This is a genomic window from Thermogemmatispora onikobensis (genome assembly GCF_001748285.1).
In the GTDB taxonomy this organism is placed as follows: Bacteria; Chloroflexota; Ktedonobacteria; order Ktedonobacterales; family Ktedonobacteraceae; genus Thermogemmatispora; species Thermogemmatispora onikobensis.
The window spans coordinates 31764-44479 of the sequence record NZ_BDGT01000017.1 but is presented as its reverse complement, the minus strand read 5'-3'; the positions used below and the strand labels follow the sequence as shown (position 1 = coordinate 44479).

General features: G+C 60.2%; 9 protein-coding genes. 1 reads left to right on the top strand and 8 read right to left on the bottom strand.

Annotated features, from left to right (window positions below):
- Nucleotides 1-246: 246 nt before the first annotated feature.
- Together BGC09_RS09560 and BGC09_RS09555 are read right to left on the bottom strand one after the other, a co-directional pair.
- Complete coding sequence (locus BGC09_RS09560) at nucleotides 247-1347, bottom strand: right-handed parallel beta-helix repeat-containing protein (protein WP_176728892.1); 1101 nt, start codon at nucleotides 1345-1347, stop codon at nucleotides 247-249.
- 465 nt (nucleotides 1348-1812) lie between these two features.
- Nucleotides 1813-3117, bottom strand: a complete 1305-nt coding sequence (locus BGC09_RS09555; RefSeq protein ID WP_069803693.1) for an O-acetylhomoserine aminocarboxypropyltransferase — start codon at nucleotides 3115-3117, stop codon at nucleotides 1813-1815.
- A gap of 399 nt (nucleotides 3118-3516) precedes the next feature.
- On the opposite strand from BGC09_RS09555, the gene BGC09_RS09550 reads away from it, so the two are divergent.
- Nucleotides 3517-4041, top strand: coding sequence for a CoA-binding protein (locus BGC09_RS09550; RefSeq protein WP_069803768.1), 525 nt, complete (start codon nucleotides 3517-3519; stop codon nucleotides 4039-4041).
- Nucleotides 4042-4183: 142 nt separating this feature from the next.
- On the opposite strand, the gene BGC09_RS09545 is transcribed toward BGC09_RS09550, so the two are convergent.
- The 6 genes from BGC09_RS09545 to BGC09_RS09515 all read right to left on the bottom strand — a co-directional run bounded on the left by BGC09_RS09545 (nucleotide 4184) and on the right by BGC09_RS09515 (nucleotide 12680).
- Nucleotides 4184-5068, bottom strand: a complete 885-nt coding sequence (locus BGC09_RS09545; protein WP_141727710.1) for an LLM class flavin-dependent oxidoreductase — start codon at nucleotides 5066-5068, stop codon at nucleotides 4184-4186.
- Between the two features lie 162 nt (nucleotides 5069-5230).
- A complete protein-coding gene (locus BGC09_RS09540) occupies nucleotides 5231-6241 on the bottom strand; it encodes a Gfo/Idh/MocA family protein (protein ID WP_069803689.1) in 1011 nt (336 codons plus the stop codon).
- 305 nt (nucleotides 6242-6546) lie between these two features.
- The gene (locus tag BGC09_RS09535) at nucleotides 6547-7362 is read right to left on the bottom strand and encodes a hypothetical protein (RefSeq protein ID WP_069803687.1); all 816 of its coding nucleotides are present in this window, start codon (nucleotides 7360-7362) and stop codon (nucleotides 6547-6549) included.
- Between the two features lie 106 nt (nucleotides 7363-7468).
- A complete protein-coding gene (locus tag BGC09_RS09530; RefSeq protein WP_069803686.1) occupies nucleotides 7469-8758 on the bottom strand; it encodes a phenylacetate--CoA ligase family protein in 1290 nt (429 codons plus the stop codon).
- A gap of 341 nt (nucleotides 8759-9099) precedes the next feature.
- Nucleotides 9100-10107 carry an FAD binding domain-containing protein gene (locus BGC09_RS09520; RefSeq protein ID WP_069803682.1) on the bottom strand — a complete coding sequence of 336 codons (1008 nt, stop codon included), beginning with the start codon at nucleotides 10105-10107 and terminating at the stop codon, nucleotides 9100-9102.
- Nucleotides 10107-12680, bottom strand: coding sequence for a xanthine dehydrogenase family protein molybdopterin-binding subunit (locus BGC09_RS09515; RefSeq protein WP_084658295.1), 2574 nt, complete (start codon nucleotides 12678-12680; stop codon nucleotides 10107-10109). Before BGC09_RS09515 ends, BGC09_RS09520 begins: the two co-directional genes overlap by 1 nt.
- Nucleotides 12681-12716 lie beyond the last annotated feature (36 nt).

Below are 12716 nucleotides of genomic sequence, written 5' to 3'. Positions count from 1 at the left end.
CGACTGCTGCGACTCCTCATCCTCTGTGGTTCCCCACGACATTGGCAGTCTCGCGCGAGTCCAGGAATATTCCTTCCTGGTCTGGCGCTGCTGGCTGCTGTTGCCCCCGCAGGCTATCAGGCCGACCTGAATAGAGCCAGGAGGGCGAGGCAAAGGGGCGAGAGACCTGACGGCTGCCGTCGCAACTGCGGCTGGCGGCCAACCGCCAGGAGGTCCCCGACGCCCTTTGCCTCTAGCGAGCGGGGGTCAGAGTACCAAGGCCACCAGCAAGTGGCTCTGAATGTCAGCGGTGGTGCCCAGGCCAAGCGAGAGATTCAAGGCGGAGCCGCCACAGGCAGTATTGCCACTCAGCTTGAGATCAGTGGCCAGCACCAGATCGATCGGGTAAATGTAGCCCGAAACAGTAGCCCGGGTAGCGGCCAGATAGCCGGCGCCACAGATCGTATTGCTGACGATGCTGACGCCGCTGCCCTGAATGGTAATGCCGGCCTGGTAGGACTGGCCCGCCGCGCCGCTCACGTTGAGGATGCGCGCATTGCTAATGGTGTTACTGAGCAGAACGATATGGGTGGCTGTACGGGCCGCGACACAGAGACCCTGGCGCGTTCCAACGGTCAGCTCGGAGATCCAGATACCAATATCGTTGTCCTGCAAGACATTCGACTTCAGCTGCAGGCCCAGCGTCAGAGGCAGACCATAACAGGAGCCACCAACCACCGCAATGCCAGCGGCAACCGCCGGCTGACTGCCAACATAAACATTGGCAGTGATATGGTTGCCGCTGAGGGAAACATGCGCTCCTCCCACTACCTGGATGCCTGTCTGAGCTACAAAGGAAATCGGACCCAGACCAATCAAGGTGTTGTTGGTGATGACAGCGCTGTCCGATGGACCGGCAATAATCACACCCGAGCGCAGATAATGCGTGATGGTGTTGCCTTCAATGGTACCACAGGCATGGCTGTCATTGGCGAAATAGATACCCACCCCAACGTGGATGTTGCTCAGATGGACGTCGCCAATGTCATGAATACGCGACTGCTTGATCGTGACGTTGGCGCCGACATTCAACACACCAAAGTCCAGCGCCCCATAAATATCTGCATTGACGATGGAGCCGGTCACACCGCTGCTGAAAAAAACACCAACGTCACAGCCCGTCGCGTTGACGACCCCAGTGACCGTGGTCGAGGGGTTGACCAGCGCCGCCGTCAGCGTGACTCCATGCCAGCTAAAGCCCGTCGACTTACAGCTCGTGTGCCAGGCACGCGCCCCCACAAGCTGCGACAGCCCCAGACTCAACAACGCTATCACAAGCGCCAACGGCACACATGCCGCCAAAATCAAGGAAGCTTTTCTTCGCAATGCCTTCCTCCACTTGACACCTGTAAGATGTTACGCAGTCCCTTCCCGCTTCTACTTCAGACGGAACAGACTGCACGATATTCCCGAAGGCACTCGATCGAGCACCTTCTCCTATCGAAGCGTGGAAAAATATAACACGCTTTCCCATTGATGTCAATAAAGAATCTGCATTGTAATAATTTATGAATACATTGTAATGTTGATTGATATAAATGCACAAATGAAGAGAAGAAGAGAAAGAGGGCCTGGCGCCGGTGCGCAGCAGAGCAGCGAAGGGGGAAGACAAGGAGGCGGGCAGGTGGGCGAGCGCCAGGAGAGAGTGAGGCCCCGGCAAATAACGCGAGTTCATGCGCCATTTCCCGGGGCCGGGGGAAGTTTCGGCTACCGGATCGCCGTCACGTCAGCCTTTGAAGGGTCTGTCTAGGTAGGGTCAACGTCGCTTCAAGATCAGGCCACCTTCATGGCGGCATGCAGGGCGCGATCCAGGTCCCACAGGATGTCTTCGATATCCTCGATGCCGATGGAGACGCGGATCATATCCGGCGTCACTCCGCCCGCTAGTTGATCCTCTTCGGAAAGCTGTTGGTGAGTGGTGCTGGCCGGGTGAATGATCAGACTGCGCGTGTCGCCGACGTTGGCCAGGTGGGAGAAGAGGCGGACATTGTTGATGACGGCCTTACCGGCCTCGTAGCCGCCTTTGACGCCAAAGGTAAAGATGGCGCCGGCTCCGCGCGGCAAATAGCGCCTGGCCAGTTCGTAGTATGGGCTATCGGGCAAGCCCGGGTAGTTGACCCAGCTGACTGCAGGATGTTCTTTGAGGAACTGAGCAACCTGCAGCGCGTTCTGGCAGTGCCGTTCCATGCGCAAAGAGAGGGTTTCCAGGCCCTGCAGCAACAGGAAGGCATTGAAGGGGCTCAAGCAGGGGCCTGTATCGCGCACGGTTTCACAGCGAGCCTTCATGACGAAGGCGAAGTCGCCGAAGGTCTCGTAGAAGCGTACGCCATGATAGCCCGGGGACGGATCGACGATATGCGGGAATTTGCCGTTATCCCAGGGGAATTTGCCGGATTCGACAAGGACGCCGGCGATGGAGTTGCCATGACCGCCGATGAATTTGGTGGCTGAGTGCACTACGATGTCGGCTCCGTGCTCGAAGGGACGGCAGAGATAGGGAGTAGCGAAGGTGTTGTCGACGATGAGCGGCAGGCCGGCCTCGTGGGCAATCTCGGCTACCGCCTTGATGTCGAGCACATCTCCCCGCGGGTTGCCAATGGTCTCCCCATAGAGAGCACGTGTGCGTGGCGTGATGGCACGTCGGTAGTTTTCAGGATCGCTGCTATCGATAAAAATGGTGTTGATCCCCCAGGTGCGCAGAGTAATGTCAAACTGGGTGTGGGTGCCTCCGTAAAGGCTGCTGGATGAGACCAGCTCGTCGCCGGGCCGCAGGAGCGTTAGCATGGTGACCATCTGGGCCGCCATGCCCGAGGCGGTGGCGAGTGCCCCAGTGCCTCCCTCCAGGGCAGCGACGCGCTCTTCGAAGGCCGCCGTGGTGGGATTCATGATGCGTGTGTAGATGTTCCCGAAGCGCTGCAGAGCAAAAAGGTGGGCAGCATGGTCGGTATCGTCAAAGACGAAGGACGTCGTTTGATAAATGGGTACTGCCCTGGCCCCGGTGGTCGGGTCGGGCCGCTGACCAGCATGGACAGACAGGGTGTTGAAACCAAAGCTATGATCGCCGTCGATTTCTGGCATCCTCTATTCCCCTCTTCTTTTCTGCTCTCGTGTAGGCTAAGGCTCCTTTTTTGGGTGGTGTTGCTCTCGATCGTCAGTCAGCCCAGACCAGCCTGAGCAGCGGAGAGCAAGGAGCGCAGAGATCGTCGCTCACCGGGCCGGGCACTGGCTGACTATTATGTAGTATCGTATCACATGTGCTCTGAGGCCCGGCAGCCCTCGCGCTGGAAGGCGCAGGGATACTGTAGGGTAGACGGAAGGTGAGCGGTGGCTGCAGTTTCTCCTCTCTCTGCAGTACAATAAAGGGCGAGGTCTTGCCTACGCTTTGCTCCGTGGCTCCCTGCGTTTGGCCGCGGCGAGGTGGACAAAGATGGCTTGAGTTGCATTTGTCTTAAGAAGGATGAGGTCGAGCGTTCTATGATGCAGTATGCTCCCGATATGTACGACCGTCTGAAGCTCCTTCAGACGTATCGCCATGTGGCCATTGTCGGCATCTCGGCTGATCCCTATCGCCCGAGCCATTTCGTGGCCATTTATCTGCAGGCCGAGGGCTACCATATCATTCTGGTCAATCCGCGCTACGCCGGGCAGACGATCCTCGGAAGACGGGTCTACGCTTCGCTGACCGAGGCCAAGGAGGCCGGTGAAACGATTGAGGTGGTGGATGTCTTTCGCAAGCCCGAGGATGTGCTGCCCATCGCTGAGGAGGCGATTCGCATTGGGGCGAAGGTGCTCTGGCTCCAGCTCGGCATTCGCAACGATGAGGCCGGACGCCTGGCTCAGGAGGCTGGCTTAATCTTCGTGCAGAATAAGTGCATCAAGATGGAACATGCGCGCTTCTTTGGCGGCCTGCACACGGTCGGGCTGAACACGGGCGTGATTCTTTCGCGAGCCTTGCCCCGGGCCGAGGCGCTGAAGCCCTCTGCTGCTGAGCTGGTGCGCTAAAGGAAGGCCAGGACTTTCCTTGAAGGTCTGGCCTGGTTAGGGGCCGGTCCCGCTCTGCACGTCTCCAGTCGTTGCCTCAGCGCAGGAACCGGTCCCTCCGTTCTGATCGGCTCCACGTCCCGCCTTGAATGCGCTTTTGGCCTTAGCGGAAATGCGGTACGACGCTCCGCACAAAGCGCTCCAGCGAGGGGATGTCCAGGAAGCGGAAGATAAAGTGGGAGACTCCGACTTCGATGAACTGCTCTAGTTCACGAATGACTTCAGCAGGGCTGCCAGCGATGAAGTGCTTCTTGGGGTCGCGTACGACCAGGGCAGGATCATCGGCAACGCTGGCGGTGCTGAGATAGGTCAGGGTGATCTCGGCAGGATCGCGCCCGAGACGCTGGCAGTGCTGGCGCAAGATGCCCAGTTTGCGACTGTATTCTTCGAGCGTGCAGGAATTGAAGTTCCAGAGGTCGGCATAGCGCGCTGTGATGGCCAGGGTGCGCTGTTCTCCTCCGCCACCAAGGAGAAGAGGGATTGGTGGCCGCGGAGCCGGCAGGCAGTGGGCTGCTTCGATGCGATAGTGCTGCCCGCTAAAGGTGGCCGGACCGCCCTGCCACAAGAGCCGTATGATTTGAATGGCCTCTTCTAGCTGCTCCATCCGCTCTTTGACGCTCGGGAAGCGATAGCCGTAGGAGCGATATTCATGTTCTTGCCAGCCAGCTCCAAGGCCAAGGATTAGCCGCCCGCCAGACATGAGTTGCAGGTTCGCAGCCATCTTGGCCAGGAGCGCCGGATTGCGATACCCCTGGCCAAGGACCAGGGAGCCGACTTTGAAGTGGGGATAGCTCGCCGCTACATAGCACATGGTCGAGAAGCATTCCATGACGGCTGCCTCTCCCCAGTCAAAGTGATCTTCGACCCAAATCGTGCTGAATCCTTCTGCAGCCTGAATCAGCCGCTGGTTATAGTCCCATAGCTCATCTGGACTCAAAGGAGGACGCTGCATCATCTGCAGCATTAAGCCAAATTCGACACGACTCACGCTTGCTCGTCCCTTCTATCAGTGTAGACCTGAGCAGGCTTGCTCTCGACGAGAGCATCATACCACATGCTGGAGCACAACTGTCGAAGGTCAGGACCAGCCGCGAGAGGGTCCGGCTCAGGCTGGGCAGGGTCCAGAGCAGGCTGGCGCTCCTTGCTTTTCTCAACCAGGCGGCCACTGATAGCCAGCGGAGCGATAGATGGCCTCGATAGTGGCCAGGTTTTCTAGCGATTCCTCAAGCTGCAGTAAGGGGGGGCGCCCGGTGCGCAGGCAGCTTCCAAAATGCTCGATCTCCAGACGATAAGGGTCGCTGGGCGGGAAGCGGCGCACAACAATCTGTTCGCCGACGGTGAGAGTCACCGTGGTCTCTGTCTGACCAGGGGTGAAGGGACCATTGAGAAGAAGGGTCCCGCTCTCGCCAACGATCTCAGCAAGCTGACGGGTAGGCAGCTCAAAGCTGCTGTCAACGAGAGCGAAGCGCCCTTCCCCGAAATCGAGGAAGGCCACAACGGCCCGCTCCACTTCTCCGCGGGCCGGAGCATAGACACGCGCCCCGACCGCCAGGGGGGCCCGGCCATAGATAGCCCGGCAGAGATTGAGCGAGTAGCAGCCCACATCAACGAGCGAGCCGCCCCCAAGAGGAGTCTGCAGGCGAATGTCCTGGGGACGGCTGCGCAGGTCAAAATAGAAGGAGGACCGCACGAGCTTGACGGCCCCAATGAGGCCCTCGCTGATTTGCTCCATGACCCAGAGCATCTGAGGATGGAAGCGATACATGAAGGCTTCCATGAGCAGTCGCCCCTGGGCGCGAGCGGTCTGGAGCATGCTTAGCCCCTGCTCAACGGTGAGGGCCAGTGGCTTCTCGCAGAGGACATGTTTGCCGGCCTTCAAGGCTCGAATGCTCCATTCTGCGTGCATGCTGTTGGGTAAGGGCACATAGACGGCCTCTACCTCTCCGTCTGCCAGCAGGCTCTCATAATCACTGTAGACGCGCACGGCTGGGGGGGCAGATACTAGCAGACGTACACGGTCCGGTTCACGGCTGGCGATGGCCACCAGTTGGGCATTGCTAGCCGCTTGCATAGCGGGAATCACGCGCTTGAGGGCGACGCTGGCAGCGCCGAGTATCCCCCATTTCACCGGCGCTTCCGTTGAGTGTAGCTCGCTTTGCATAGACCTCTCTTCCTGAGAGAATGCACAGAGTGCTATTGCGTCCCTTGTCTGTCCTGCACGGGCAGATGGCTCTACTCAGCTCACGGTCGCTGGCCGCCCAAGAGGGCATCATGACCTGCAATGAGCTTCTCTGCTCTTCCTCCGAGAAGGTAAGCAGAGACCTGAGCAGGCGAACGAGGCAAGAGAGAAAGACAGGACCGGTGGCCCCCAGGCAGGCCACGGAGACAGTAGCCTGGGTGCGCTGGATGAGCCACCGGTCGAGCAGCGAAAGGAGGCGGTCCGTCCACCGCCCCACTACCGCCAGGCTACGCTTTGCTTCTTCCCAGCCCTGCAGGCAGGCCGACCAGGAACCTACTGTCTACCTCTCTCCTGCCAGGAGAAGCCAACGGTTCGGCAGGCAGCCTGCGCTGGACAATGACACGAATACCATCGAGGAAGGCATCACCGAGCCAGGCTTCGACATCGCTGATCAGCTCGAAGGGCTCGGTTGCCTGGGGATGGGTGCGAATCATCAGCAAAGCAAAGCGCTCCTCATGGGGCTGCAACCAGAGCGGCTCTCTGAGCATCAGGCGGCGGCCATCTTGCGGGAGCTCAACCCAGGCCCGGAAGGCTCCCTCTTCCAGACCAGTGCTCTGGAGGTTAAGGCGCAGGCGCAGGGGCTGGGCTTTCTCGGTGGGGTTCCCCAGCAGAAATGGTACCAGCCAGCGGGAGGTGTCTGCCGTGGCCTCGATCACGCGCAGATTACAGCCCACGATCCAGGGGTCTGACCATCCCTCGATGTCGAGATGGATACGCAGACAACGGTGCCCGGCGGCAGTCGGAAGCCACTGCCAGGTGAGGGTCTCGACACGGGCCGGGTCCGGGGCTAAGGTCAAAGGCCCTCGCTCCGGCAGACGCTCCTGCCTGAGGGACCCGATACCAAAGGAGTAGACCCGCGGCGAGATCTTCCGCACCGTGAGTGACTGCCCTGTTTCATTACAGAGGAGAAGACGGATCGAGGCCGCTTCCCCAACACGGGGCGGGTTCGGCACGATCTCCAACCCTTTGGAGGCAAAGTGCGACTGGCGCCAGATTTCCTCTGGAGGAAATCTTTGAGGAAGGGACACAACATTCGTGTTCACGGATCTCCTCCTTGAACAGCAAACAAAAGCACGCTCTTTACGAATCGACTTATTATATGCTCTGGCCAGATAGTGATGCAAGCGAGGCACGAGGAGAGCAACAGCCCTAGAGCGTCCGCCTACGGCGATCTTCCACACGCCTGGCCTTTAGCTCAAAGCGCGGTAGGCTTCCCTCTTCGACAGCCTCGACAGGGATGCGCAAGCCGAAAGCAGCCCGCAGGGCCTCGTGAATCTCACTGACCAAGGAGGAAGGGCATTCGACCTGGAGCGCGATCTCATCCAGCGGCCCATTGTTGGTGATGATGATGCGATACTCGGCCACTTCAGGAAAGCGATGCAAGATATCGGCGATTGCTGAAGGATAGATATTGACACCGCGTACAATGAGCATATCGTCGATGCGCCCCAAGATCCCCCCGGGAAGTAGGAGGAAGGCCCGACCGCAGGGGCAGCTATAGCCACCATTGCGCACCAGGTCACCAGTGCGATAGCGCAGGGCAGGATTGCCCCACCGCCCCAGGTTGGTCAGCACTAGCTCGCCAACTTCGCCCACCGGCACAGGCTGGCCTGAGCGAGGGTCCAGAATTTCAGCGATGAATTCGCCTTCATTGACATGCAGCCCGTGCTGCTGTTCGCAGGTAAAGCCGTAGGCACCCATTTCGGACATGCCAGCATGGTCATAAGCTTTGGCCCCCCAAGCCTCTTCAATGCGCCGGCGCGTGGCCGGAATCGAGGCCCCCGGTTCGCCTGCATGGATGGTAATACGCACCTTGAGCTGCCGCAGATCAAGACCCTCCTGACGGGCTACCTCTGCCAGACGCAGGGCATAGCTCGGCGTGCACACCAGGACCGTGGCCTGCACGTCCTGCATCATGCGCAGCCGCTGCAGTGAGTCCATGCCGCCGCCGGGAACCACCAGGGCGCCCAGATTTTTGGCCCCTTCATAGGCCGCCCAGAAGCCGATGAAGGGTCCAAAACCAAAGGCGATGAAGATCACATCGTCACGAGTGACGCCCGCCGCCTGATAGACCGTTTTCCAGCAGTCGGCCCACCACTTCCAGCTCTCAACTGTATCGAGGACACGCAAGGGGCGTCCGGTCGTGCCCGATGTCTGATGGTAACGCACGTACTCGCTGAGCGCGTAGGTCATGTTCTCGCCATAGAGTGGGTGCCGCTCCTGATCGGCAAGCAGCTCCTGTTTGGTCGTAAAGGGCAAGCGCGATAGATCGCGCAGCCGCGTGAGAGAGAGCGGCTGGCCATTGGCCAACAATTTTCGTTCGTAGAAGCTATTGCGCGGTAGAATGCGCGTCAGCCCTAGCTGGAGCCTGGCCAATTGCCGCGCTTCAATCAGCGAACGCGAAGCAGTCTCCAGCCGTGGATGATTCGATTGAGGCATGGATCACGTCCTTTCACTCCCGGTCCCGAGCTGCCCGGCGGACAGGAAAGCGCGCCATATCCTTTCTCTTCTCCTTGCGGCATTCTTGTTCTTTCTTCTCTTTCCTCCGTTTTTGCCTGTCCTGTACCTGTGGTTGCAGCAAGTAGCTCTCGCTGGAAGCCTGGCCTGCGCCCGGGCGGGGCAGGGCAGGGGCTGCCTGCCGGGCCAGATAGAGCCAGGGGCCCGCAGACGGCAGACAAAGGACGGCCCTCTCTTTCCGACCTACCGGGTAGACGGGCGGAGCTTTCTCATCCAGTAACACGCCTGGACAGCGGCGGAGCGCTTCAGAGTCGGCCCCAAGCTTACTTAGCTCCGCCGCCCTGTTCTTCCTCTAGCAGCAGGTCGAGCGCTCGTCGAACATAGACCGGTGTGAGCTGTTTGCGATAGGTGATTGTCAGATCCGCGTTGTCCAGTGGCCTGGCGCGCTTTGCCGCCAGGGAGGCTACCTCTTGCAGCAGGGCAGGTGTTGGCTGCTGCCCCCGCAGGTGCGCCATTGCCTCTTCAGCTTCCACGGGATGAGAAGCAACAGCGCCCAAGGCTATGCGCGCATCGCCTATGCGGCCATCCTGCTCACGACGCAGGGCCACGGCCACACCTAGAATGGGGAAGTCAAAGGAGCCACGTCGACGTAGCTTGAGATAGGTGCTGCGCCAACCAGGCGCAGGCGGCAGCCAGATCTCACTTAAGATCTCATCGGTCTCACGTGTATAAGGGCGCATGCCGTCGTCACGGAACAGCTCCTGGATCGGTATCTCGCGCTCGCCACGCACGCTGACCAGTCGTACCCGTGCCTGCAGGACGACAAGCACGGGCACCGTATCCGCCGAGGAGATGGCCCAGCAGCGTGGGCTGCCTGGAGCGACCAGGCAGATGTTGCCATCACGCTTCATGCAATAGCCGATGGAATGGCGCCAGAATTCGGTTTGATTATAATAGTTACAGCGCGTATCAAGCAAGATATTGCCGCCAAGCGTGCCAGCATTGCGCAACTGCGGAGTAGAGACTGCGGCGGCAGCCAGAGCCAGGGCCGGATACTGGGAGCGAATGAGTGGATGGTTGCTTATGCTTGTCAGGGTCTCACCTGCGCCGATACGCACTCCCACCTCTGGGGAGCCGCTGATCCCCTTCAGCTCGCGTAGACGGCGCAGTCCAACCAAGGCGGCTGGCGTCAACTGGCGGCGCTTCATATTGGGCAGCAGGTCTGTTCCACCGGCCACAGGCATAGCCTCTGGTCCCTCGTCGGCAAGCAGCCGTGTCGCTTCGCTCAGGGTGCGTGGTGCCAGATAGCGAAAAGGAGGCAGGCGCAGCATCAGACAGCTCCTCCTTTCCGTGGAAGCTGGGAGGGGGTGGAAGCCGCTCCCTGGGGAGTGCTCTCTTCCTGCTTCTGTTGCTGTTGGTGACCGTTGCTCAGGCTGGGCAAACGCTCGGGCGACCAGCGAATGAGTCGCGCTGGCCACGGCCCGCTCAGGGCAATGGGCATGACGCGCGGTGGGGGTAGCGGACGCTCGCCTGGCTCGCTACGAGCTGCTTTGAGGGCGCGCAAGACCTTATCTGGTGTGATAGGCACTTCGTCGATGCGGATGCCAACAGCGTTATAGATGGCATTGGCAATGGCCGGCATGACGGGCAGCAGCGGCCCCTGGCCTGCCTCTTTGCCCCCAAAGGGGCCTTCTTCGTCAGGCTGGCCAACCAGGATGGTTTCAATCTCTGGGGTATCGAGGGTGGTGGGAATCTTGTAGTCCAGGATCGACGGGATCTTATGCCGCCCTTTGCGAAAGATCTGCTGCTCCATGAGGGCCTCCCCGTAGCCCATGTAGGCGCTTCCCTCGACCTGGCCAGCAACGAGTAAAGGGTTAATCGCCTGGCCCACATCATGAGCCAGCCAGAGCTTTTCCACTTTGACCTCGCCTGTCTCGCTGTCGACCGCCACCAGGGCAACGCAGGCCGAGTATGAGTAAGCGGGTGAAGGACCAACTCCGGCCCCCTTGAAGTCGCCATGAATGTCCTCCGGCGGTGCATAGGAGCCGGCGGCGACCAGCGCTCCGTAGCGGGCTTCCGCCAATTGCACGGCCTGCTCAAAGGAGAGGGCGACCTGTGGATCGTCGACAGCGTAGATGCAGCCGTCGCCGCTCTCCAGGCGATCAGGAGAGAGGCGCAGTCGCTCAGCCGCAGCGCTGTGCAGGAGCTCTTTCAGACGTCTGGCCGCTTGAATGGCGGCGTTGCCCGCCATGAAGGTGACACGACTGGAGTAGGAGCCAAGGTCGACCGGGGTCAGGGTGGTATCGGCGGTCTCCAGGTGGATGCGCTCCGGCTCAATTCCTAGCTCCTCGGCCACAATATAGGCAAGCACCGAGGTTGAACCCTGGCCAATGTCGGTGGCGCCGCAGTAGACGGTGACTCCACCACCGCGATCAAGTCGGATCTGAACGGCGGAATGGGGCATATCGTTCCAGTAAATCGGCTTGCCGGCCCCACAGATGTAGGTTGAGACCGCCAGCCCCATGCCGTAGCGAACGGAGGAGGAGCGCCTCTCAGCATCGGCCTCGCGCGCTGGACGGGCCGCCTGAAATTCACGCCAACCAGAGCGAGCTACGACCTGGTCCAGACATTCCTCCAGCGCGCAGCTTGTGATGCGCAGGCCGTTGATGGTCCGACTGTAGGGCCGCACCAGGTTGCGCTTACGCAGCTCGATCGGATCAAGCCCCAGATCGGCAGCGATTTTGTCGAGATGGACCTCGACGGCGAAGCGCGGCTGGGGCGTACCGTGACCACGCTTGGGGCCACAGGGTGGCTTGTTGGTGAACAGGCGCATGCCCTCGAATTTGTAGGCGGGCAGAGCATAGGTGACCGGCTGGAGGGCCCCCGTATAGTAGGTGGTGGCGACACCGTAGGAGCCATAGGCCCCGCCATCCAGAAAGGAGCGAAAATGCATGGCGGTGATGGTCCCGTCACGCTTGAGACCCGTCTTGATCCACATCTTGACTGGATGGCGTCCACGATGAATGAGAAAGACTTCTTCGCGCGTACAGGTGATCTTGACAGGCCTCCCCGTGCGACGCGCTAGCTCACAGGCACAAATCTCATGCGAGAAGGGATCACTCTTGCCCCCGAAGCCCCCTCCCACATGGGGAGCAATCACGCGCAGGTGAGAAGGCGGAATACCCAGGACCTTGCTGACTTCGCGATGGACATAGTGAGGGGTCTGGGTCGAAGACCAGAGGGTGAGCTTTCCTCCGACAGGATCATGAGGGTCTGGCTCCCAGCGCGCGACACAGGCATGGGTCTCGATCGGCACGTGGTTATTGCCCTCGTAGTAAAACCAGTCTTCACGTACGTAGTCGGCAGCGGCAAAGCCAGCCTCGACATCACCGAATTCGTAGGAAACGGCCTTGTGAATGTTACCGTTGCGCGCCTCCTCGTGAATCTTGATGTCAGGATGGGCCAGCGCTTCATCGATGCTCATGAGGGCCGGCAGGACCTCATACTCGACTTCGATCAAGCGCAGGGCTTGCTCCAGCGTGTCCGGGTCAACGGCGGCCACGGCAGCTACTGGATCGCCAACGTAGCGCACTTTGTCGATGGCTAAGGCCGTCTCATCCTGACTGGAAGGCAAAATACCGTATTTGCGCGGTAGATCTTCGCCAGTAATAACCGCCAAGACCCCCGGTAGCTCCCGCGCCTTACGAGTGTTGATGGAGAGAATGCGTGCATGGGGATGAGGCGAGCGTAGGAGGCCGCCGTAGAGCATGCGCGGGAGCATGATGTCGTCAGCATAGATGGCCCGCCCGGTCACAGTGCTATAGGCATCAACTTTGGGCAGGGGCTGACCTACTACTCTGTAGGGACCTGCTTTGCGCGGTTGCAGGCGCCGCCATTCGTCCATAGCTTCTCCTCCCTTGTGTGTACCGGTGCCGGGCTG

Excerpts from the sequence above, each read along its gene's own strand:
- BGC09_RS09540 (WP_069803689.1), bottom strand. The coding sequence starts at position 6,241 with ATGCAAAGCGAGCTACACTCAACGGAAGCGCCGGTGAAATGGGGGATA.
- BGC09_RS09515 (WP_084658295.1), bottom strand. The coding sequence starts at position 12,680 with ATGGACGAATGGCGGCGCCTGCAACCGCGCAAAGCAGGTCCCTACAGA.
- BGC09_RS09550 (WP_069803768.1), top strand. The coding sequence starts at position 3,517 with ATGCAGTATGCTCCCGATATGTACGACCGTCTGAAGCTCCTTCAGACG.
- BGC09_RS09530 (WP_069803686.1), bottom strand. The coding sequence starts at position 8,758 with ATGCCTCAATCGAATCATCCACGGCTGGAGACTGCTTCGCGTTCGCTG.
- BGC09_RS09555 (WP_069803693.1), bottom strand. The coding sequence starts at position 3,117 with ATGCCAGAAATCGACGGCGATCATAGCTTTGGTTTCAACACCCTGTCT.
- BGC09_RS09520 (WP_069803682.1), bottom strand. The coding sequence starts at position 10,107 with ATGCTGCGCCTGCCTCCTTTTCGCTATCTGGCACCACGCACCCTGAGC.